This is a genomic window from Roseibium aggregatum IAM 12614 (assembly GCF_000168975.1).
In the GTDB taxonomy this organism is placed as follows: Bacteria; Pseudomonadota; Alphaproteobacteria; order Rhizobiales; family Stappiaceae; genus Roseibium; species Roseibium aggregatum.
In genome coordinates this window covers 42595-64874 of sequence record NZ_AAUW01000023.1, presented here as the reverse complement: position 1 = coordinate 64874, position 22280 = coordinate 42595, and the positions used below count along the sequence as shown (strand labels likewise).

General features: G+C 61.5%; 21 protein-coding genes. 18 read left to right on the top strand and 3 right to left on the bottom strand.

The features are described 5' to 3' along the window. Nucleotides 1-33 precede the first annotated feature (33 nt). The 5 genes from SIAM614_RS25560 (at nucleotide 34) to SIAM614_RS25540 (ending at nucleotide 5685) form a co-directional block, all read left to right on the top strand. A complete protein-coding gene (locus SIAM614_RS25560; protein WP_006939042.1) occupies nucleotides 34-780 on the top strand; it encodes a sugar phosphate isomerase/epimerase family protein in 747 nt (248 codons plus the stop codon). Between the two features lie 9 nt (nucleotides 781-789). Beyond that, the gene (locus SIAM614_RS25555; protein ID WP_006939041.1) at nucleotides 790-1911 is read left to right on the top strand and encodes a Gfo/Idh/MocA family protein; all 1122 of its coding nucleotides are present in this window, start codon (nucleotides 790-792) and stop codon (nucleotides 1909-1911) included. An 11-nt stretch (nucleotides 1912-1922) separates the two neighbouring features. Beyond that, on the top strand, nucleotides 1923-2969 hold the full coding sequence (gene mgrA, locus SIAM614_RS25550; RefSeq protein ID WP_006939040.1) for an L-glyceraldehyde 3-phosphate reductase: 1047 nt from the start codon (nucleotides 1923-1925) through the stop codon (nucleotides 2967-2969). After that, nucleotides 2966-4564: a glycoside hydrolase family 43 protein gene (locus SIAM614_RS25545; RefSeq protein ID WP_040441151.1), complete on the top strand. Its 1599-nt coding sequence runs from the start codon at nucleotides 2966-2968 to the stop codon at nucleotides 4562-4564. The genes mgrA and SIAM614_RS25545 overlap by 4 nt, the downstream gene beginning before the upstream one ends. A gap of 62 nt (nucleotides 4565-4626) precedes the next feature. Further along, nucleotides 4627-5685 (top strand): sugar phosphate isomerase/epimerase family protein, encoded by a 1059-nt coding sequence (locus tag SIAM614_RS25540; RefSeq protein ID WP_006939038.1) that lies wholly within the window; start codon nucleotides 4627-4629, stop codon nucleotides 5683-5685. A gap of 432 nt (nucleotides 5686-6117) precedes the next feature. Here SIAM614_RS25540 and SIAM614_RS25535 read toward each other — a convergent pair whose 3' ends face one another. After that, nucleotides 6118-7332 (bottom strand): ROK family transcriptional regulator, encoded by a 1215-nt coding sequence (locus tag SIAM614_RS25535; protein ID WP_006939037.1) that lies wholly within the window; start codon nucleotides 7330-7332, stop codon nucleotides 6118-6120. A gap of 96 nt (nucleotides 7333-7428) precedes the next feature. On the opposite strand from SIAM614_RS25535, the gene SIAM614_RS25530 reads away from it, so the two are divergent. From SIAM614_RS25530 to SIAM614_RS25510, 5 genes are read left to right on the top strand one after another with little or no spacing between them, the layout of a single operon-like run. Continuing rightward, entirely contained in the window at nucleotides 7429-8673 is a 1245-nt protein-coding gene (locus SIAM614_RS25530; protein WP_006939036.1) for an extracellular solute-binding protein, read from the top strand. Nucleotides 8674-8697: 24 nt separating this feature from the next. Beyond that, nucleotides 8698-9591 carry a carbohydrate ABC transporter permease gene (locus SIAM614_RS25525; protein ID WP_006939035.1) on the top strand — a complete coding sequence of 298 codons (894 nt, stop codon included), beginning with the start codon at nucleotides 8698-8700 and terminating at the stop codon, nucleotides 9589-9591. Continuing rightward, complete coding sequence (locus SIAM614_RS25520; protein WP_006939034.1) at nucleotides 9588-10427, top strand: carbohydrate ABC transporter permease; 840 nt, start codon at nucleotides 9588-9590, stop codon at nucleotides 10425-10427. Before SIAM614_RS25525 ends, SIAM614_RS25520 begins: the two co-directional genes overlap by 4 nt. A gap of 23 nt (nucleotides 10428-10450) precedes the next feature. Continuing rightward, entirely contained in the window at nucleotides 10451-11593 is a 1143-nt protein-coding gene (locus SIAM614_RS25515) for an ABC transporter ATP-binding protein (protein WP_006939033.1), read from the top strand. Next, nucleotides 11590-12543, top strand: a complete 954-nt coding sequence (locus tag SIAM614_RS25510; RefSeq protein WP_006939032.1) for a glucokinase — start codon at nucleotides 11590-11592, stop codon at nucleotides 12541-12543. The genes SIAM614_RS25515 and SIAM614_RS25510 overlap by 4 nt, the downstream gene beginning before the upstream one ends. 20 nt (nucleotides 12544-12563) lie before the next feature. Here SIAM614_RS25510 and pcaQ read toward each other — a convergent pair whose 3' ends face one another. Beyond that, a complete protein-coding gene (gene pcaQ, locus SIAM614_RS25505; RefSeq protein ID WP_006939031.1) occupies nucleotides 12564-13484 on the bottom strand; it encodes a pca operon transcription factor PcaQ in 921 nt (306 codons plus the stop codon). 92 nt (nucleotides 13485-13576) lie between these two features. Here pcaQ and pobA point away from each other — a divergent pair, with 92 nt between their 5' ends. From pobA to SIAM614_RS25470, 7 genes are all read left to right on the top strand, one after another. Next, a complete protein-coding gene (gene pobA / locus SIAM614_RS25500; RefSeq protein ID WP_006939030.1) occupies nucleotides 13577-14746 on the top strand; it encodes a 4-hydroxybenzoate 3-monooxygenase in 1170 nt (389 codons plus the stop codon). Next, complete coding sequence (pcaD, locus tag SIAM614_RS25495; RefSeq protein ID WP_006939029.1) at nucleotides 14746-15537, top strand: 3-oxoadipate enol-lactonase; 792 nt, start codon at nucleotides 14746-14748, stop codon at nucleotides 15535-15537. Before pobA ends, pcaD begins: the two co-directional genes overlap by 1 nt. Next, entirely contained in the window at nucleotides 15530-15934 is a 405-nt protein-coding gene (pcaC, locus tag SIAM614_RS25490) for a 4-carboxymuconolactone decarboxylase (protein ID WP_006939028.1), read from the top strand. Before pcaD ends, pcaC begins: the two co-directional genes overlap by 8 nt. Nucleotides 15935-15947: 13 nt before the next feature. Then, a complete protein-coding gene (gene pcaH / locus SIAM614_RS25485; RefSeq protein ID WP_006939027.1) occupies nucleotides 15948-16676 on the top strand; it encodes a protocatechuate 3,4-dioxygenase subunit beta in 729 nt (242 codons plus the stop codon). A 2-nt stretch (nucleotides 16677-16678) separates the two neighbouring features. After that, nucleotides 16679-17299 (top strand): protocatechuate 3,4-dioxygenase subunit alpha, encoded by a 621-nt coding sequence (gene pcaG / locus SIAM614_RS25480; protein ID WP_006939026.1) that lies wholly within the window; start codon nucleotides 16679-16681, stop codon nucleotides 17297-17299. A gap of 184 nt (nucleotides 17300-17483) precedes the next feature. Beyond that, the gene (locus tag SIAM614_RS25475; protein WP_006939025.1) at nucleotides 17484-18320 is read left to right on the top strand and encodes a BKACE family enzyme; all 837 of its coding nucleotides are present in this window, start codon (nucleotides 17484-17486) and stop codon (nucleotides 18318-18320) included. Between the two features lie 54 nt (nucleotides 18321-18374). Beyond that, nucleotides 18375-19688, top strand: coding sequence for a lyase family protein (locus tag SIAM614_RS25470; RefSeq protein ID WP_006939024.1), 1314 nt, complete (start codon nucleotides 18375-18377; stop codon nucleotides 19686-19688). 12 nt (nucleotides 19689-19700) lie between these two features. Here SIAM614_RS25470 and SIAM614_RS25465 read toward each other — a convergent pair whose 3' ends face one another. Further along, the gene (locus tag SIAM614_RS25465) at nucleotides 19701-20600 is read right to left on the bottom strand and encodes a LysR family transcriptional regulator (RefSeq protein WP_006939023.1); all 900 of its coding nucleotides are present in this window, start codon (nucleotides 20598-20600) and stop codon (nucleotides 19701-19703) included. A 202-nt stretch (nucleotides 20601-20802) separates the two neighbouring features. Between SIAM614_RS25465 and xdhA the strand changes: the two genes are divergently transcribed. Continuing rightward, nucleotides 20803-22266, top strand: a complete 1464-nt coding sequence (gene xdhA / locus SIAM614_RS25460; RefSeq protein ID WP_006939022.1) for a xanthine dehydrogenase small subunit — start codon at nucleotides 20803-20805, stop codon at nucleotides 22264-22266. Nucleotides 22267-22280 lie beyond the last annotated feature (14 nt).

The following is a 22280-nucleotide window of genomic DNA, read 5'->3' as shown; positions in this document are numbered from 1 at the left end:
CCCAATTCAGGCCCCCAATTCAGGACACTCAAGATGGATATTTCCTTCCAGCTCTATTCCGCTCGCGAATTCACTCCCTGGGACGGCGTTCTCAAGCGGCTTGCAGACCTCGGCTATACCCAGGTCGAAGGCTTCGGCGGCAATTACGAGAACCCGGCAGCCTTCCGCGAGATGCTTGACGCAAACGGGCTCAAGATGCCGTCGGGCCACTTCTTTCCGATGGAGCAATTTGAAGACGACCTCGCCAACGTGATCGACACCGCAAAGACCCTGGGCATGGAGCGGATCTTCGTTCCCGCCGTGCCGCCGGAGCAGCGCATTCCGGACGCGGCCATGTGGCAGTCCATCGCCGGACGCCTGGAAACCATCGGCGAAAAGATCCGCGACGCCGGGCTGCGCTTCGGCTGGCACAACCATGATTTCGAGTTCAAGGCCTGCCCTGATGGCCGTCTGCCGATGGATATCCTGATGGAGGCTGCCCCTTCCATCGAATGGGAAGCCGATATTGCCTGGATCGTGCGCGGCAACCAGGACCCGCTCGACTGGATCGAGAAATACGCCAGCCGTATCACTACCGCCCACGTGAAGGACATTGCGCCCGAGGGTGAATGTGCCGACGAAGACGGCTGGGCGGATGTCGGCCAGGGAACGATGGACTGGCAGGGGATCATGAAGGCGCTCAAGGGCGCCGGGGTCGATCTGTTCGTGATGGAACACGACAAACCATCGGACTTCGACCGTTTCGCAACCCGCTCCATCGCGGCCTTCCGCGCCTATTGAGGTAATCCCATGAGCAAGACACTTGGCATCGGCATCCTTGGATGCGGAAACATTTCGGCCGCCTACATGCGCCTCTCGCCGCTCTTCAGGGGCATCGAGGTGCGCGCCTGCGCCGATATCAACGAAGCGGCGGCGAAAGCCCGCGCCGAGGAATTCGGCCTCAGAGCCGAAACCGTCGACGGCCTTCTGGCGGCGAGCGATATCGACATCATCGTCAACCTGACGGTGCCGGCGGTGCACTATGAAGTCTCCAGACGCGTTCTGGAGGCCGGCAAGCATGTCTATTCTGAAAAACCGTTCGTGCTCAGCCTCGAAGAGGGCGAAGCCCTGGCCGCGATCGCAAAGGAAAAAGGCCTCCGGGTCGGCTCGGCGCCGGATACGTTCCTGGGTGGCGCGCACCAGCTTGTACGGCATCTGATCGACAGTGACGCCATCGGCAAGGTCACTTCGGGAACCTGTTTCGTGCAGAGCCCGGGCATGGAAATGTGGCATCCGAATCCGGACTTCTTCTTTCAGCCCGGCGGCGGCCCGATCCTCGACCTCGGACCCTATTATGTTTCCAACCTGGTGCAGCTTCTGGGGCCGGTGAAGCGGGTCTGCGCCATGAGCTCCTCGGGCTCCGAGTACCGCACCATCACCTCGCAGCCGCGTTACGGCGACAAGATCAAGGTGGAAACGCCGACGACCATTCACGCGGTGATGCAGTTCCAGTCCGGTGCCCAGATCACCTATTGCGCAAGCTGGGACGTCTGGCAGCACGGCCATTCCAACATGGAGCTTTACGGCCGCGAAGGCACGCTCCATGTGCCGGATCCGAATTTCTTCGGCGGCGAAGTGCGCATGACCGACAAGGGCAGCTTCGTAACGCTGTCGGAAGCCTGGCAGCATCCGTTCTCCAAGGCAAATGACCGCGGACACGCCAACTACCGGACGGCGGGGCTGGCGGATATGGCCCTCGGCATCCTGGAAAACCGGCCGCACCGTTGCTCTTTGGAGTTTGCTCTGCATGTTGTCGATGTGATGACGTCGATTCTCGCCTCCGGCGAGAGCGGGACGTTCATTGACATCAAAACCACCTGCGAGCGCCCGGAAGCCCTGGACCCGCAGGCGGCGAAGGCCCTTCTAGTCTAACGGGATAGCAAATGACCTGGACAGCAGCGGATACGCGCTACGACACCATGGAATACCGCCGATGCGGGAAATCCGGCCTGAAATTGCCGGTGATCTCGCTCGGCCTGTGGCACAATTTCGGCGACGATACGCCGCTCGACAAGAAACGGGAGATTGCCCGGACCGCCTTCGATCTCGGCATCACCCATTTCGATCTTGCCAACAATTACGGCCCGAAACCGGGTTCTGCGGAAACCGCCTTCGGTGAACTGCTGCGGACGGATTTTGCACCTTACCGGGACGAGATGATCATTTCGTCCAAGGCCGGTTATGAAATGTGGCCCGGGCCTTATGGCGAGTGGGGCAGCCGCAAATACCTGATCGCGTCCTGCGACCAGTCCTTGAAGCGGATGGGGCTCGACTATGTCGATATCTTCTATTCGCACCGCTTCGACCCGGAGACACCGCTGGAAGAGACCATGATGGCCCTCGACCACATCGTGCGGTCCGGTCGAGCGCTTTATGTCGGCCTCTCGTCCTACAATTCCAAACGGACCCGGGAAGCCGCCGCCATCCTGAAGGAGCTGGGCACGCCGTGCCTGATCCATCAGCCGAGTTATTCCATGATCAACCGGTGGGTCGAGGACGACGGCCTGCTGGACACTCTCGACGACCTCGGCATCGGCTCCATTGCCTTTTCGCCGCTCGCCCAGGGCATGCTGACCAGCAAATATCTGAAGGGCATTCCGGAAGACAGCCGGGCGAACCAGGGCAAATCGCTGAAGACCCAATTCCTGAGCGAAGAGAACCTGGCCACCATCCGGGCGCTTAACGACATTGCCGAGAAACGAGGCCAGACTCTGGCGCAGATGGCGCTGGCATGGGTACTGCGCAACGGCCGGGTGACCTCGGCCCTCATCGGTGCAAGCCGCGCCAGCCAGGTGAAGGACTGTGTCGGCGCGGTTGCCAACCTGCAGTTCTCCGAAGACGAGCTGAAGTTGATCGGTGAAACCACCCGCGAGGCCGATATCAACCTGTGGGCTGCCTCGGCGGAACGGAAAGGACCAAGCCGGAAATGATCCGAAATCCCATCCTGCCGGGCTTCAACCCGGACCCCTCGATCTGCCGGGCGGGCGATGACTACTTCATCGCCACCTCGACCTTCGAATGGTATCCGGGCGTCCAGATCCACCGGTCGAAAGACCTGGTCAACTGGGATCTGGCGTGCCGGCCGCTGAACCGGGCGAGCCAGCTCGACATGCGCGGCAATCCGGACAGCGGCGGCATCTGGGCGCCGTGCCTTTCCTACGCGGACGGGCGGTTCTGGCTGGTCTACACGGACGTCAAACGGCTGGATGGGAATTTCAAGGACGCGCATAACTACATCGTTACGGCCCCTTCCATCGAGGGGCCGTGGAGCGACCCGATCTACGTCAGTTCACACGGGTTCGACCCATCACTGTTTCACGATGACGATGGCCGCAAATGGTTCCTGGTGCTGCAATGGAACCACATCTCCAACTCCGTTGGCGGACATCCGCGCCATCCGGCCTTCGATGGCATCCTTCTGCAGGAATGGTCGGAAACCGAAGGGCTGAAAGGCGAGATCCGCAAGATCTTCTCCGGCAGTCCGCACGGCCTGACAGAAGGCCCGCATCTTCATAAGCGGGACGGCTGGTACTATCTGACCGTTGCCGAAGGTGGCACCGGCTACGGTCACGCCGTCACGATGGCCCGGTCCCGATCGATCGAAGGGCCATATGAGCTTCATCCGCAGACGCATCTCATTACCGCCAAGGACACCCCGGACGCACCGCTGCAGCGGGCCGGCCATGGCCAGATCGTCGAAACGCCGGACGGCAAGGTCTACCATACCCATCTGTGCTCCCGGCCGCTGCCCGGACGGTTCTCGCCGCTGGGGCGGGAAACCGCGATCCAGAAATGCGAGTGGCGGGACGATGGCTGGCTTTACCTGGAAGACGGCGGCACGGTTCCAAAGGTCGAGGTGCCGGGCCTGACTGCGGCAGAACCGCGTCCACTTCAACGGGTGGAACGCAGTTTCACCGGCGACAGCTTGCCGCCGGAATTTCAGTGGCTGCGCACGCCTTATCCGGAGCGTCTGTTAACGCTGACCGGAACGGCCCTGCGGCTGACCGGACGGGAAAGCATCGGCAGCTGGTATGAGCAGTCGCTGGTGGCCCGGCGCCAGGAACACCTCAGCTACCGCGTGGAAACCACCCTGACGGATTTCGCACCGACGACTTATCAGCAGGCCGCCGGATTGACGACCTATTACAACCGGCACAAGTTCCATTTTCTGGCTGTCAGCTGGACGGAACAGCTCGGCCGCTGCCTGACGCTCCTCTCCTGCCCCGGCGACTGGCCAGACGGGCGCATGTCGTTTCCGGCAGATCCGGTCGCGCTTGCCGACGGGCCGGTGGAACTTGCTGTCAACGTCGATGGCGCTCGCCAACAGTTCTTCTGGCGTCAAGAGGGCCGCGACTGGACGCCCTTCGGGCCGGATCTCGATGCCAGTGTGATTTCGGATGAAGGCGGACGCGGTGAACATGGCTCCTTTACCGGTGCCTTTGTCGGTATGCTGGCCTTCGACATCACCGGTCAGGGAAAGACCGCCGATTTCAGCAGGTTTTCATATGCACCAGAGGGAACGTGAGGCAGCAGCCTCGCGCCCCCGTTTCGTCTTCATCTATGAGGCCACACCCTAAGGAGATATTCATGGCTGGACTGATCAAGGGGCCCGCAATTTTCCTGGCCCAGTTTGCCGGAGACGATGCTCCGTTCAATTCGCTGCCCGCAATCGCCAAATGGGCTGCGGACCTCGGTTACAAGGGCATTCAGATCCCGACCTTCGACAGTCGTCTGTTCGATCTCGACAAGGCTGCCGAAAGCGAAGCCTATTGCGATGAGGTCAAAGGCATCTGCGCCGACGCCGGCGTCGAGATCACCGAGCTTTCGACCCATCTGCAGGGCCAGCTCGTGGCGGTTCATCCGGCCTATGACCTGGCCTTCGACGGCTTTGCGCCATCTCAGGTTCATGGCAACCCCAAGGCCCGGCAGGCCTGGGCGGTCGACCAGATGAAGAAGGCGGCGATTGCCAGCAAGCGGCTTGGCCTCACTGCGTCCGTCAGCTTCACAGGTTCACTGGCGTTTCCCTATCTCTACCCCTGGCCGCAGCGCCCCGCAGGACTGATCGAGGAAGCGTTCAAGGAACTGGCTGCGCGCTGGAAACCGATCCTCGATGTCTATGACGAAAATGGCGTCGATGTCGGCTATGAAATCCACCCCGGCGAGGATGTCTTCGACGGCGCAACCTTCGAGATGTTCCTGGAGGCGCTCGGTGGTCACAAACGTTGCCAGATCAACTACGATCCGTCGCACTTCCTGCTGCAGCAGCTCGACTATCTGGCCTTCATCGACATCTATCACGAGCGCATCTGCGCCTATCACGTGAAGGACGCCGAGTTCAATCCGGACGGCCGCCAGGGCGTCTATTCCGGCTATCAGGGCTGGGTCAACCGCGCGGGCCGGTTCCGGTCCCTGGGCGATGGCCAGGTGGATTTCTCGGGCATCTTTTCCAAGCTCGCCCAATACGGCTATGACAGCTGGGCCGTTCTGGAATGGGAATGCTGCCTGAAGTCACCCGAACAGGGCGCTGCGGAAGGCGCACCTTTCATCGAGCACCACATCATCGAAGTCACCGACAAGGCCTTCGACGATTTCGCCGGCGGTGAGACCGACCAGGAACAGATCCGCAAGATGCTGGGGCTGAGTTAGGGGCGGACCAACCGCTCATCCTCATTCCGGCAACATAATCAGTCCTGATTGACGCAGCATTGCCGCTATCTCGGTTGTCACCCCGGGCGACCGAAGGAAGACCCGGGGCCAACTCGTTGCCAGAGATCTGGTGTGATGCGGAGGCTTTGCAGAAATCCGACCGCTTCGGCAAGCGGCGTTGAGAGTGGGCCCCGGATCTGCGCTGCGCTTGTCCGGGGTGACCGCAGTGGTTGAGGCTGCCGCTTCGCCGACCTCGACAGTTCATTTCGGATTTACTGACACTCCCCACCCACCTCATCCTGAGGAGCCGCTCTGGCGGCGTCTCGAAAGATGGGCCGCTTGCTCGGGATATGCCGCCCATGCTTCGAGACGGAGCTAGCGGTCTTCCTCGGCATGAGGGTCTCTTTCCGGTTACGTGCGAGAGATGTGGCCTCACAGCAGCAGGTGCGAGACCGAGGGGGCGTAGAGGGCGTCGACGGCGGCGGCTGTCGCGCCGAGGGCAACCGCTGTTGCGCCCGAGGTGCCGATGCGGATCCTGCCTTCTTCCGGCGAACCATCAAGACGGCGGGGAAGCGGGGCGGCGCTGTCGAGGAGTGCCTGAAGGAACTCCGGACAAATAATACCCCCGAGGATCAGCGCTTCCGGGTCGAGCATCATTTCGATCATGTTGATCATCTGCCGCATGAGCGGTGCGACATCGGCGATCCAGCCGAGGACGGCCGGGTCGCCTTCAGCAAACAGGGCCTCGATCCGCGCGACTGACCCCGGCTCGGTCGGCTCCAGACCAAGTCTTTCGCACAGCGCGTTGAGTGACAGGTACCGTTCAAGGCAGCCGGTGTTGCCGCAGGAGCAGGCAGGACCGTTCGGGTCGATCACCACATGGCCGATTTCACCGGCGTTTTTCGATGCCCCCGGATAAAGCGCACCATTCAGGACAAAGCCGGCGCCAAGCCCCATGCCGAACTGGATGAAGGCAAAGCTGTTGAAGCTGCGGCCTATCCCGTAAACGTGCTCGCCCAGCGCCGCGGCGGAGGCATCGTTCTGCAGCACCACAGGCAAGCCGACCGCCAACTGGAGCTCTGCCAGGTTTTCCGGCGAGCCGAAGTCCGAAAAGGTGGTGGCGTCCGTTCCGCTCGAAGTTTGCGCGCCGGTTTCGAAGGGCCCGGGTGCGGCGAGGCCGACGCCGAACAGGCATTTGGCCATGGCCGGATGGGCCGCGCGAAAGTCCTCGACCATCGACAGGATCCGACTGTTGGCGGCCTCAGGTGTGGCTGCGGCCATGGGGGCGGCCGACTGCCAGACAATGCTGCCCAGAAGATCGCAGGCAATCGCTGTCACCGACAGCCGGTCGACGTGAAAGCCCAGACTGTAGGCATGATCGGGCTTGAGCTTGACCATCATGCCGGGATGGCCGCGCCCCCTGGCCTTCTGGGCATGCATTTCGACAATGCCGCGGCTTTCCAGCTCGCCGACGATGTTCTGCACCGTCTGGCGGGAAAGCGACGTGATTTCAGATATTTCCGTACGGCCGATCGGCCCGCGAGTGCGGATGATTTCCAGCACCACGCGGTGATTATGCGTCTTGGCGCGGGTGAGGTTGGTACCGCTGGTGCGGAAAGAGGCAAGGATCGGCGCACTGTCATTCATGGCGCCAATAGACCAGAAATTATTTTTTCTATCAATTTGACAAAATAAAAAAATCGAACATAGGATGCTTTGCCTACACAAAAACCGGAGGGCGAGATGAACACGTTTGGAAAGATGATTTTGGGGTCCGCCTTTGCGACCCTGGCCATGACCACAACGGCATTGGCCGACACCACATTGAATGCACTTTTCATGAGCCAGGCGGCCTACAGTGAAGACGACATCAAGTCGATGACCGCCAAGTTCGAGGAAGCCAATCCCGGCATCACGGTTGCACTGGAATTCGTTCCCTACGAGGCCCTGCATGACAAGATCATCGCCGCGGCAGGCGCCGGTGATGACGGCTATGACGTTGTCCTGTTCGACGTGATCTGGCCGGCCGAATTTGCAACGCGCGGCTTCCTGCAGGATGTCACCGGCCGCATTCCGGCCGACTATACCGACAAGGTGTTCGACGGCGCCTGGACCACGGTCGAATATGACGGCAAGCGCTACGGCATGCCGTGGATCCTCGATACGAAATACCTCTTCTACAATACCGACATGCTTGAGGAAGCCGGCATTTCCGCACCGCCCAAAACCTGGGCCGAACTGGCGGAACAGGCAAAGCAGATCAAGGACAAGGGCATTGTCGAATTTCCGCTGGTCTGGAGCTGGTCGCAGTCCGAAGCGATGATCTGCGATTTCACCACGCTGACGGCGGCAAATGACGGCACTTTCTTCGAAGAAGGCCAGCCGGCCTTTACCGCGGGCGGTGCCAAGGATGCCGTCGCCTTCATGAAGGCGACGCTCGACGAAGGCCTGACCAATCCGTCTTCACGCGAATATTTCGAAGAAGACGTCCGCCGCGTGTTCTCCAACGGCGAGGCGGCCTTTGCGCTCAACTGGACCTACATGAACGCCCTGGCCAACGATCCGAAGGAAAGCAAGGTCGCCGGCAAGGTGAAGGTTGCGCCCGCACCGGGTGTCGAAGGCAAGTCCACCGCCTCCAGCGTCAACGGCTCCATGGGTCTCGGCATTCCGGCCAACAGCCCGCATGCGGACGAAGCCTGGGCCTATATCTCCTTCCTGACCCAGAAAGACGTTCAGGACGATTTTGCCAAGCTCAGCCTGCCGATCTGGAAGGCGTCCTATTCCGAACCGAAGGTGGTGGAAGGCCAGGAAGACCTGATCGCGGCGGCGAAAGAGTCCATCGCGGTGATGTATCCGCGCCCGCTGGTACCGTCCTACACGGAGGTTTCCGACATCCTGCAGAAGAACATCCATCAGGTCCTGCTCGGGCAGGCGAGCGTGGATGAAGCGCTGGAAGCGGCCGCAAGCCGCGTCAAGCGCATCCGCTAAGCTGCGGTTGACAGGAGACTGACAATGCTTGGCCGACGCCAGAAACGCGAAAAATGGATCCTTCTGGCGCCGGCCCTTGCCGTACTCGCGCTGATCACCCTGATACCGCTGGCCAACACGCTGTGGCTCAGCTTCACCGACACGCGCATTTCGGCTCTGCCGGAGCCGGTGCATTTCATTGGCCTGGAAAATTACGTCTACGCGCTCACCGATCCCGATTTTCAGGAGGCCCTTTTCAGAACGCTCTATTTCACCATCGTCTCGGTAGGTCTGGAAGGCGTTCTCGGCGTCGCCGTTGCCGTTCTGCTCAACCAGGAATTCCGCGGCCGGACGCTGCTGCGGGCGCTGATCATCCTGCCCTGGGCCGTGCCGACCATCGTCAATGCGGTTGCCTGGCGGCTGATCTATCATCCTGATTATGGCGCGCTGAATTCGCTGCTTTTCCAGCTGGGGATCATATCGGACTACCGGAGCTGGATCGGCGATCCGGCAACGGCGATGAACATGGTCATCCTGGCCGATGTCTGGAAGAACTTTCCGCTGGTGGCCTATGTCGCCCTGGCGGCCCTGCAGACCGTGCCGGAAGATCTCAGCAAGGCGGCCGCCATCGAAGGGGCCGGACCCTGGAAGCGCTTCTGCTCGATCACCCTGCCGTGGATCGCGGGTCCGCTGATGGTGGTGATGGTGCTGCGAACCATCGAGGCTTTCCGTGTCTTCGACATCATCTATGTGATGACCGGCGGTGGCCCGGCGGACAGCACCAAGACCGCGAGCTTTTACGTCTACCAGGAATATTTCAACTACCTCAGAAGCGGCAGCGGCGCATCTTATGCGGTGCTTGTTGCCGGGATCAGCGCCGTGCTGATTGTCTTCTACTATTCCGTGACCAAGCGGCAGACGGCGGGAGGTGCCGCATGAGACGCTCGCTCGTTCAATCCATCCTGCTTTACGGCTGTGCCCTGCTGCTGGCAGCCTTCACCGCAGGACCGCTGCTCTGGCTTGCCGTCATGAGCATCAGCGCGCCGACGGACCTCACTGAAGTGCCGCTGCGCTGGATCCCCTCGCAACTGGACTTCAGCCGGTATGCCGCGCTGCTCAGCCTGGACGGCGGCAACGGCGAACGCTTCCTGAGCGCGCTGCGCAACTCGATCCTGACAGCGGGAGGGGCCACGGCGGCCGCGCTTCTACTGGCGATTCCGGCCGCCTATGCCTTTTCCCGGCGGCAGGCGTCTATGGTGCTGCTGTTCGCGTTTCTCGCAACGATCATGATGCCGCCGATCACCTATGTGCTGCCGCTCTATTCGACCTTCAGCAGCCTTGGCCTGCTGAACCACACGGTGACCCTGATCATCGTCTATACCGCCATGCTGCTGCCCTTCGCCACCTGGCTGATGAAGGCCAATATCGACGTGCTGCCGGTGGAAGTGGAACAGGCCGCCTTCATGGAAGGTGCCGGAACCGCCTACACGATCCGGCAGGTGGTGCTACCGCTGGCCCTTCCGGCCATAGCCGCCACCGCGATGCTGTCGTTCCTGGTGGCCTGGGACGAGTTCTTCTACGCCCTGATTTTCACCAACGACCTCAGCGCAAAGACCCTGCCCGTGGCGATTGCGGATTTCTCCGCCGGGCGCGTGACCGATTATGGCGTCATTGCCTCGGTCGGCGTTCTGGCGACCCTGCCACCCGCCATTCTCGCCATCGCCTTCCAGAAATTCATCGTCTCCGGACTGGTCGCCGGATCCGTCAAGGGCTGACCCAGGCAGGAGATCGAAAAGGAATGAACGCTGCAATGACGCAAGATGCCATCCTCAAAATCAGCAGCCTGCAAAAGAGATACGGCGAAGTGAATGTCCTCAAGGACATCGATATCTCCATGGCGCCCGGTGAGTTTCTCGTTCTCGTCGGGCCGTCGGGCTGCGGAAAATCGACACTTCTGAGCTGTATTTCAGGGCTGACCGACATTTCCTCCGGCACGATCCACATTGCCGGCAGGGACCGCACCAACGACGAACCGGCCGACCGGGACATCGCCATGGTGTTTCAGTCTTACGCCCTGTTTCCCAACATGAGCGTTGAACGCAATATCGGCTTCGGTCTTGAAGTCCGGAAGGTCAACGAGGCGGAGAAAAAGCGGAAGGTGGCCGAGGTCGCGGATCTTCTGAAGATCGAGCACCTACTGCACCGCCGCCCTGCCGAACTTTCCGGCGGACAGCGCCAGCGCGTTGCCATGGGCCGGGCTCTGGTGCGTGAACCGAAGCTGTTTCTGTTCGACGAGCCGCTGTCCAATCTGGATGCCAAGCTGCGTGTGACCATGCGCACGGAAATCAAACGCATCCACCAGACGACGGGCGCTTCCATCGTCTATGTCACCCATGACCAGATCGAGGCCATGACACTGGCCAGCCGGATCGTGGTGATGAAGGACGGCGTGGTGCAGCAGATCGGCACGCCGCAGGAGATCTACAACAAACCGGTGAATGCCTTTGTCGCCGATTTCATGGGTGCGCCGTCCATGAACCTGATGACCGGCACCGCAACACGCGAAGGCGAGCATGTGCGGCTGCAGATCCCGACACCGGAAGGACCTCCTCTGGAACTGTTCGATTATGGCCCGGGACCGGAAACCCTCGCCGCCGGCGACACGGCAGAACTCACCATCGGACTGCGTCCGGAAGCCATGACGGATCTCGGCTTGCGGTCCGGCGGCATGGACGGGCGAACCCTGCAAAGCGCCGACTGCCTTCTGGATGTGGTCGAACCGGCCGGGGCCGACACCTATGCGGTGGTTCAACTCGGAGGAACGGAGGCCGTTGCCCGGCTGTCCGCGGATGCACCTGTCGCCGCCGGCCAGCGTGTGCCTATTGCTTTCGATCTTTCCAAGATTTCCTATTTCGACATTGCATCAGGTAACCGCCTATGAGCATTCAACGAGGCCTTGCCGCCGATATCGGCGGCACCAACACACGACTGGCGCTGGTGGAGAACGGCCGGGTTCTGGAAGATACGATCGCGCGGTTCCGCAATGCGGATTTCGAAACGCCGGAAGCGGCCATAGGCACTTATCTTTCAGAAGCAGGGCGGCCGGTCTGCGCGTCCGCCGTCATTGCCATCGCGGCCCCCATCGATGGTCCTGCCATCCGCATGACCAACCATCCCTGGACGTTCAGTGCCGACTGCCTCGGCACGGTTCTGGGCGACGCACGGATCACCTTTCTCAACGATTTCGAGGCGCTGGCCTATTCGCTGGACAATGTTCCTGCCGAGCGGCTTCAGCCCGTTCATCAGCCCGAGGTAAAGCTGCGCAGCAATGCGACGCGCCTTGTCGTCGGGGCGGGAACCGGCTTCAACGCCGCCGCCCTGTTTCACACACCTGCCGGTCTTCATGTCGGCACGGGGGAATGCGGTCACGCGACGCTACCGGTCGAAACAGAAGACGAACTGCGGCTCTGGACCTATCTGGCTCTCAACCGCGGGCGCGCCTCCGTCGAGCGGGCGCTGTCGGGCAGCGGTCTCAGGGAAATTCACGAGTGGTATTGTCTGGAGCAGGGCCTGTCGCCGCGCGACCTCTCGCCCGCCGAGATTGCCGAGCGGGCCAATTCCGGCTCCGATCCGCTTTGCGTTGCCGCTGCCCGGCAATGGGTGACCTTTCTCGGCCGGGTCATTGGCGATCTGTCACTGGTGTTTCTCTCCCTCGGCGGCATCGTGCTGACGGGCGGCGTCACCCGGAGTCTGGCGAAGTTTCTGACAGAACCTGAGTTCATCAATGCCTTTTGCGCGAAAGGCCGCCAGCAAAAGCTGGTTTCCGGCATTCCGGTTCATCTGCTTGATGACGATTTCGCCGCTCTGGCGGGGTGTGCGGCGCGGATGTAGGTGACTGCGGCGGCTTTCCGTCAGGATTTCAACCCAAGCTCCTCGATCACCGTCTGTACCGCCAGCCGGAAAACCTGTTCCTCCGCGCCCGGCTGGGTGTCCGGGCGGGTCATCAGCCCGACAGGGCCCTTGGTCATGTCGGTGTCGAACGGCAGGCGGACCAGGTGGCCGTCGGCGGTTTCGTTCTGGACGACTCCGGACGAAATGATCCAGACCGCATCGGTCCGGCGGGTGTAGACCCGGCCGAAAGCACCTGACACGGTCTCGATCTTGTTGGGAATGTCGCCGACGCCATTTGCAATCATGAAGCGTTCGACCAGCGGGCGGATCGCCGCGCCTTCCGGTGGATAGAGCACCGGCCATTCGACGATGCGCTTGATGTCGGGATTTTCCAGAAGCGGATGCCCGGTCCGGACGATCACGTCGACACGTTCGGAATAGAGCTGGGTGAAGGAAACGCCTTCCATGGCAACCGGTCTGCCGAGACGGCCGATTACCAGATCCAGTTTGCCCATCTTCAGCCGGTCGATCAGATAACCATGCGGTCCATCCATGATCTGGACCATCACATTGGGCGACAGTTCGGAAAATTCCTTGATCACCGGCGGCATGAAGCTCGCCGCAACACTGGGCAGGACGCCGACCTTCAAGGTGGCGCGGGCGTGTTCGCCTTCCTTCTCGACCCCGTCCAGCCCCTGCTGCAGACTTGCCAGCGAGATCTGCGCGAAATGCAGGAACACCTTGCCCTGCTTGGTCAGCGCAATGCCGGCCCGGTTTCGCGTCATCAGGCTGGCGCCGATGATATCCTCCAGTTCCTTGAGTGTTTTGGAGATCGCCGGCTGAGTGAGGTTCAGCTTGTCGGCGGCCAGTTTCAGGCTGCGTTCCCGGGCGATCTCGACGAAACACTGGATATGCCGGAACTTGATGCGGCGGTCGATCATTTAGTTTCTCTTTTTAGAAAGAAAGAAGCTGAATATCTCATTTTACTTCCCAATTTCGATCATTCAATATCCTTTCAACAAGGGAGGTTCGGATGCGAACTCAGGTTGTCATTGTCGGCGGTGGACCGTCCGGCCTGCTGCTCGGGCAGCTTCTTCATCGGAAGGGCATCGAGACCATCATTCTGGAGCGCAAGACGCGCGAATATGTACTTGGCCGCATCAGGGCCGGTATTCTGGAAACGGGTCTCGTGAACATGATGCGCGAGGCCGGCGTGGCCGAGCGGATGGACAAGGAATGCTTCGTCCATGACGGCACCTGCATCTCGTACGAAAACGAGATGTTCGACATCAATTTCCAGAAGCTGATCGGCCAGAATGTCGTCGTCTACGGCCAGACGGAAGTCACGCGTGATCTTTACGATGCCCGGGATGCGGTTGGCGGTCAGACGATTTTCGAGGTCGAGGGGGTCGAGATCCGCGATGCGGATACCGAAGCGCCTTATGTCACCTTTACCGTGGATGGCAGCGCGCGGCGGATCGACTGCGATTTCGTGGCCGGCTGCGACGGCTTTCACGGCGTCAGCCGCAAGACCATTCCCGACACCGTGCGCAAGGATTACGAGAAGGTGTTTCCCTTCGGCTGGCTGGGCGTTCTGTCCGAGACGCCGCCGGTGCACGAGGAACTCATCTACGCCAACTCGGCACGCGGCTTCGCGCTTTGCTCCATGCGCAACGAGAACCTGTCGCGGTACTATGTCCAGTGCAATGTCAACGACGACATCTTCGAATGGACCGACGAAAAGTTCTGGGACGAATTGAAACGCCGCGTGCCGGAGGCAATTGCCGAAAAGCTGGTGACCGGGCCTTCCATCGAGAAGTCCATCGCCCCGCTCAGGTCCTTCGTGTGCGAGCCGATGCGCTGGGGACGTCTGTTCCTGTGCGGCGATGCCGCCCATATCGTGCCGCCGACAGGCGCCAAGGGCCTCAACACCGCCGCCTCCGACGTGCACTACCTCTATGAGGGTCTGGTGCACTACTATCAGGACAAGGACAGCCACGGCATCGATACCTATTCGGAAAAGGCCCTGGCACGGATCTGGAAGGCGGAGCGCTTCAGCTGGGCGACCACCAACATGCTGCACCGGTTTCCGGACCAGTCCGACTTCGACCTCAAGATGCAGCGGGCAGAAATCGAGTCGCTGCACCACAATGAAACCGCGCAGAAGTGGTTTGCGCAGAACTACGTGGGGCTGCCCTACTGATGAAGATCGCGCTTTTGCCTGCCGCCGACATTCACTGGCGCGAAGATGGCGACCCGGACGGCACGCCTGTCGTCTTCGCCAACTCGCTCGGCACGGATTTCCGGCTCTGGGACAAGGTCATCGACCTGTTGCCGGAAACCGGCTTCCGGCTGATCCGTTTCGACAAACGCGGCCACGGCCTGTCGTCTTGCCCGAGCGGCCCCTTCTCCATGGACGATCTCGCCATGGATGCGGAAAACCTGCTCGATCACCTTCAGATTGGCTCCTGCATCTTCGTCGGACTTTCCATCGGCGGCATGATTGGCCAGCTTCTGGCGCACAGGCAGCCGGACCGCATCAAGGGCCTGGTGCTGTCGAACACCGGTTCAAAGATGGGCGAAGCCGCCATGTGGCAGGACCGGATCTCGCAGATCCGTGCAGGCGGTATCGAAAGCCTTGCCGATGCCATTCTGGACCGCTGGTTTTCGGCGGATTTCCGCCAGACGGCCGAATGTCTGGCCTGGCGTCACATGCTGGTCCGAACTCCGGTTGAGGGGTACATCGGCTGCTGCCAGGCGATTGCCGGCACGGATCTGACGGACAGCACCTCGGGGCTTGGCCTGCCTGTGCTGGGGATCGGCGGCAGCGAGGATCTTGCCAGCCCGCCCGCCATGGTGCGCGCCACGGCGGACCTGGTGACGGGCAGCCGTTATGTCGAAATTTCCGGTGCGGGCCACCTGCCCTGCGTCGAAAAGCCGGATGTCTTTGCCGGCCATCTCATGACTTTTCTGAAGGAGGACCTCCATGTCTGATCGTTTTGAAACCGGCATGAAGGTCAGGCGGTCGGTGCTTGGCGACGAACACGTCAACCGGGCGGAAGCCGCCAAGACACCATTCGACGAACCGTTCCAGACCCTGATCACCGAAGGGGCCTGGGGCACGGTGTGGGCGTCGGAGGGGATCAGCCGGCGGGAGCGGTCTATGCTGACGCTCGCGCTGCTGGCGGCGCTCGGCAATTTTGAGGAAATTGCCATGCACATCCGGGCCACCGCCCGAACTGGCGCCAGCAAGCAGGACGTGCTCGAGGCGTTTCAGCATGTGGCGATCTATGCCGGTGTGCCGCGTGCCAACCAGGCGCTGAAGATCGCCAAGGAAACCTACGCCGAAATGGAACGTAACGGCGAGAAGCTGACCGCGACAGGCGGTTAACGGAGGAAAATCGATGTTGAAACCCGGACCTTTCTATCAGCGGGACCGCGAGTGGCATCCGCCTGCGCATACGCCGAATTACAAGACCAGCGTGTCGCGGTCACCGCAGTATTCGATGATCAGCCTGGAAAACAACGTCAGCGAGATCACCGGACCGACCTTCGGCCACAATGACATCGACCCGCTCGACAAGGATCTGATCTATAACTACGCCAAGGCGGGCGAAAGCGCGATTGGCGAGCGGATCATCCTGCATGGCCGGGTGCTCGACGAAAACGCAAAGCCGATCCCGAACACCCTGGTGGAGATCTGGCAGGCCAATGCGGGCGGACGCTACCGGCACAAGAAGGACACCTATCTTGCGCCCATCGACCCGAATTTCGGCGGTTGCGGCCGCACGCTGACCGACGAGAACGGCTATTATTATTTCCGCACGGTGAAACCGGGCGCCTATCCCTGGCGCAACTGGGTGAACAACTGGCGGCCGGCGCATATTCACATGTCGATCTTCGGCACCGCCTTCTGCCAGCGACTGATCACCCAATGCTACTTCGAGGGCGATCCGCTGATCGCAAAATGCCCGATCGTGAACACCATTCCCGATCCGGCCGCGATTGAGCAACTGGTCGCCAAGCTCGATCTCAACGCCACCATTCCGCTCGACACGATCGCCTACAAGTTCGACATCGTCCTGCGCGGACGCCGCTCGACCCTGTTCGAAAACCGGCCGGAGGGGAACTGATCATGACGCAGCAACTCGACTATCTGAAGGAAACGCCTTCCCAGACGGCCGGACCTTACGTTCACATCGGCCTCGCGCCCGGCGCCGCCGGTTTCGACATCTACCGGCAGGAACTGGGCTGGGATATTGCCGGCCCCAATGCCAAGGGAGAACGCATCCGTGTGGAGGGCGTCGTCATCGACGGCATGGGCTCGCCGATCAAGGACGTGATGCTGGAAACCTGGCAGGCCAACAGCGAGGGTCTCTACGCCCATCCGGAACATGCCGGTGAGGTGGAAGACGGGTTTCGCGGCTGGGGCCGTGTCATCACCGATTTCGACACCGGCGAATGGGGGTTCGACACCGTGAAGCCCGGCCCGGTCAAGCTGCCGGACGGCAAGGTTTCCGCGCCCCATATCAGCCTCTGGATCGTCGCACGCGGAATCAACGTCGGCCTTCAGACGCGCCTTTACTTCGAGGACGAGGCGGAGGCCAACGCCGCCGACCCGGTGATCAACCTCATCGAATGGGAAAAACGCCGCCAGACCCTGATCGCCCGGAAGACCGAGCGCGACGGCAAGACGGTCTACCGTTTCGAGATCAAGCTGCAAGGCCCGGATGAAACGGTGTTCTTCGATATTTGATGTGCGCCTAACGCGCCCCTCATCCTGAGGAGGACCGCAAGGTCCGTCTCGAAGGATGGGCTGCAAACTCGGAAAAAGTGGCCCATCCTTCGAGACAGCGCTAAAGCGCTTCCTCAGGATGAGGTGTAAGAAGTGGTGACTGGTGTCCCCTTTTGAGTGCAGAACGAGATATTGAGAGACGGAAATGTCTAAACCCTGCATCATCTGTGTCGCGATCACCGGTTCGCTGCCGAGGAAGGAAAACAACCCGGCGGTGCCGATCACCGTTTCGGAGCAGGTGGAAAGCACGCAGGCTGCCTTTGAGGCCGGTGCGAGCATCGTCCACGCTCATGTGCGCAACGACGATGAAACGCCGTCCTCGGATCCGGAGAAGTTCGCGCGGCTCAAGGAAGGGCTGGAAAAACATTGCCCGGGCATGATCATCCAGTTTTCCACCGGAGGCCGTTCGGGTGCCGGGAAGGAACGCGGTGGTATGATTGCCCTGAAGCCCGACATGGCGTCGCTTTCCGTCGGCTCCAACAATTTCCCGACCCGGGTCTATGAGAACCCGCCGGATCTGGTCGACTGGCTTGCCAGCGAGATGCGCACCCATCATGTGAAACCGGAGATCGAGGCGTTCGATCTGAGCCACATTCACCAGGCGGCAGCCATGAACCGGGACGGGCGCATTCCCGGCAAGCTTTATGTGCAGTTCGTCATGGGCGTGAAGAACGCCATGCCGGTCGACAGGGATGTCTTCGACTATTACATCAAGACGGTGGAACGGCTGGCACCGGACGCGGAATGGTGCGCCGCCGGGATCGGCCAGCATCAATTCACGCTCAACGAGTGGTGCATTTCCTTGGGCGGTCATACCCGCACCGGCCTTGAGGACAACATCCGCCTCGACCGGGACACGCTTGCCCCTTCCAATGCGGCGCTTGTGAAGCGGGCGGCGGATCTTTGCGACACATACGAGCGCCCCGTCGCCACCTGGCAGCAGGCGCGCGAGATCCTGGGACTGCCGCTGAAGGCGGCTTGACCCGCCTATCCACTTGGCTCTCAATAAGGGCCCGTCCAGAGACCCAGCAGAGCCATGCCCCTTTCGCTTTTTTCCAGCCAGATCCACACCGCCCTCTTTGCAGACAGCGAGCTGACCCGGCTACTCGATGACGGCAGCGATGTCGCACATATGATCGCCTTCGAGCGGGCCCTGGCGACCGTGCAGGGGCGGCTGGAGATCATCCCGGCACAGGCCGCGCGGGAGATTTCGGAGAAGCTCGCCGGCGTTCATATCGAGCCTGCCCGCCTTGAGGCCGGTACAAGATCCGCCGGTGTGCCTGTTCCAGCGCTTGTGGCGGAACTGCGCAAGCAGCTCAGCGCCGACGCCGGGGCCTGGCTGCACTGGGGTGCGACCAGCCAGGACGTCATCGACACGGCGATGGTTCTGCAGGCGAAAGTGGCGCTCGAGATCCTGGGCGCGCGGCTGGAAAAGCTGATCGACACGCTGGAACGGCAGAGCGCGCGCCATGCGGATCAACTTATGGCGGGACGTACCCGCAGCCAGGTGGCGACACCAATCACCCTCGGCTATCGGATCGCACAATGGGCGCATCCGCTGATCGACGCGGAAAATGCCCTGCCCGCACTCCGGTCCGCGGTACTGCGCGTCCAGTTTGGCGGTGCGTCGGGCATCAACAGCGCAATCGCTCCGGACGGAACCACTGTTTCGACAGCTCTTGCATTGGAACTCGGTCTGGAGGACAGCCCGTCATGGCACGTCAACCGGACGCCTATTCTGGCGCTTGCCGGCTGGCTGCAACAGCTCACATCGGCCCTTGCCAAGATGGCGGGAGACCTGGCTCTTTCAGGGCGTACGGACATTGCCGAGCTTGCCAGCGGAACGGGTGGCGGATCCTCGACCATGCCGCAAAAGGCCAACCCTGTGCAGGCCGAGACCATCCAGGTGCTCAACAGCATTGCCATTGCTGCACAGGCCGGACTTGCCGCCGCAGCCAGCCCGCTGGAGGAACGCGACGGAACAGCCTGGCCTCTGGAATGGCATTTCCTGCCGCAAATGCTGCTGGCTGCGGGCGCTGCGCTGGTTCACGCAGAAGATCTTGCCACCAGCCTTCAGGCGCATGAGGCCAATCTGGCCGCTACGCTGGCCGCAAACCCGGAAATCATGGCCGAAACCGCCAGTTTCGTCCTTGCTCGAAATGGCGTCTCCCGCGCTGAAGCAAAGGATCTTGTCGCAGCCGCCGCAAAAGATCCGGCTCCCTTTGCCGAAGCCCTTGCAAGGCTTGCCCCTGTCAGTCTCGACTGGCAGAAGGAACTGGACCCGCACCAGGTTGTTGCACCGGCAAAGGACATGTCGGACCGGATCTTTCAGGCCCGCCGCAAAGGCTGAACGGGGTCACGCCTAGCCCGCCACATCCGCGTTGCTGATCACGAAATCCACGAAATGGCGGATCTTGGGGTCCTGCAGGCGGCGGTGAGGGTAGAGGCAACCGAAGATGGTAGGCGGAGGCGGCGTGTCCTTGAGGATCTCGACAAGACGGCCACTGTCGAGGTGCTGGGCAACATCGAACCTCGGCTTGTTGACGATGCCATATCCTGACAGGGCCCAGTCGGTCAGGACGTCGCCGTGGTCGGCATCCATCTTGCCGGAGACCTGAAGCTTACGCGGTCCGGCAGGCGTCTGAAGGACCCAATAATACTCCGGTGATCGCGGGTAGCGCAGCAGCAGGCAATTGTGCTCGTCGCTCAGGAGATCGTCCGGGGTTCGGGGCGTACCGTGCTTTTCCAGATACTCCGGCGCAGCGCAGAGCACCCGGGGACAATCGGAGATCTTGCGGAGTTTCAGGTTGGAATCCTGCGGGGTGCCGATGAAAAAGGCGACATCCAGACCGTCGGACAGAATGTCGACCTTGCGATCCGACAGGCGCATGTGCACTTCCGTTGCGGGGAACTTCTCGACGAAGCGCGGCACCAGTGGTGCAATGATGCGCCGACCAACTCCAAGCGGCGCCGTAACCCGGATCACCCCGCGGGGGGTGTCGGAAAAGCTTGCGACGGCAGCCTCCGCATCCTCGATCGACTCAAGCGCCTTCACTGCATAATCGTAGAACACCTTGCCGACCTCGGTCGGTGTCAGGGATCTTGTGGTGCGGTTGAAGAGACGCACGCCGAGATGCTTTTCCAGCTCCTTGATGCGCTTGCTGGCGACCGCCGGTGTCAGGCGCAAGTCGCGCCCACCGGAAGTAATGCTGCCCAGCTCGACCACGCGGGTGAAGACGCGCAGGGATTCCAGATAGGACATGGCCTCTTCCCTCGGATTTGAATTCTCGTGCGATTACAGGGTTCTGGTTCCGATAATCGACTTTCGTCTCATTTCATGAGCCGCAGTATCGCACGGCTATTTTCAATGATCTGTTGAAAGAATTTCCGGAATCACCGGATTTTTTGCAAGTGTCCTGAGGCGTACCGTCCTCGGCTGAGAGAAGATTTTGCCCGAGGACGCGATGACCTACCGCACAGAAATCCGGTTTCTGCTGAATGGCGCCGACGTGACTGTCACGGATGTGCCTGCCGACAAGACCCTGCTCGACTACCTGCGTCTGGAGCGCCGGCTAACAGGCTCGAAGGAAGGCTGCGCGGAAGGTGATTGCGGGGCCTGCACGGTGCTGGTCGGCCGGCTTGCCGGTGGCGGTCTGAAATATGAGACCGTCAATGCCTGCATCCGCTTCCTCGCCTCGCTCGACGGTTGCCACGTGGTCACCATCGAACATTTGCGGGGGCAGAACGGCGGCTTGCATCCGATCCAGCAGGCAATGGTCGATTTCCACGGCAGCCAGTGCGGCTTCTGCACACCCGGTTTCGTCATGTCGCTCTATGCGCTGTGGATGGGCAATCCGGAGCCGACCGAAACCGAAGTCGAGAGCGCCATCCAGGGCAATCTCTGTCGCTGCACCGGCTATCAGCCAATCATCGCTGCCGCCATGGCCGCCAACCGCTACGGCTCGCCTGCACAGGATTTTCTGGAAACGGAACGGGTAAACATCACCGAACGGCTGACAGCGCTTTCCGACGGCCGCCGTGTCGTCACCGGTCCTAAGGACAACCAGGCGATCCTGCCCGCGGATGTCGCCGACTTCGCAGCCGTTCTGGAAGAGTTCCCGCAGGCGACCATTGTCGCGGGCTCGACCGACGTCGGTCTCTGGGTCACCAAGTTCATGCGCCCCATCGGCCCGGCCGTCTTCATCAGCCACCTTCAGGAACTGAAGTCGGTCACCTTGAGCGACACCGCGCTGGAGATCGGCGCCGGTGTCACCTACTCGGAAGCGCAGGAGACCATCTGCGAGACCTTCCCGCATCTGAAAAGCTATTGGGACCGGATCGCCGGTCAACAGGTGCGCAACATGGGCACCATCGGTGGCAACATCGCCAATGGTTCGCCCATCGGCGACACGCCGCCGGTTCTCATCGCGCTCGGAGCGCAGATCGTTCTGCGCAAGGGAGCCAAGCAGCGCAGCCTGCCGCTGGAGCAGTTCTTCATTGAATACGGCAAGCAGGACCGGGCGCCGTCAGAATTCGTCGAGAGCATCCTGATCCCGCGGCCCCGGCCCGGCCAGCTCCACGCTGCCTACAAGATTTCCAAACGCCGCGATGAAGACATTTCCTCGGTCGCCGCCGGTTTCAACGTGACCGTTTCCGACGGCCGCATCACCGATTGCCGTCTGGCGTTCGGCGGCATGGCCGGCACGCCGAAGCGGGCTGCCAAGGCGGAAGCCGCGCTGCGGGGCCAGCCCTGGGGCGAGGCCGCATTCCTGGCTGCCGGCCAGGCGCTGCAGGCGGACTTCACACCGCTGTCCGACTGGCGCGCATCGGCCGAATACCGGGCAACTGCCGCGCGCAACCTGCTGCAGCGCTTTTTCCTGACCCATGACGACCGGAGCGAAGCGCCGGCCGACCTGCTGTCTGCTTGAGTTTGAGGCGAACC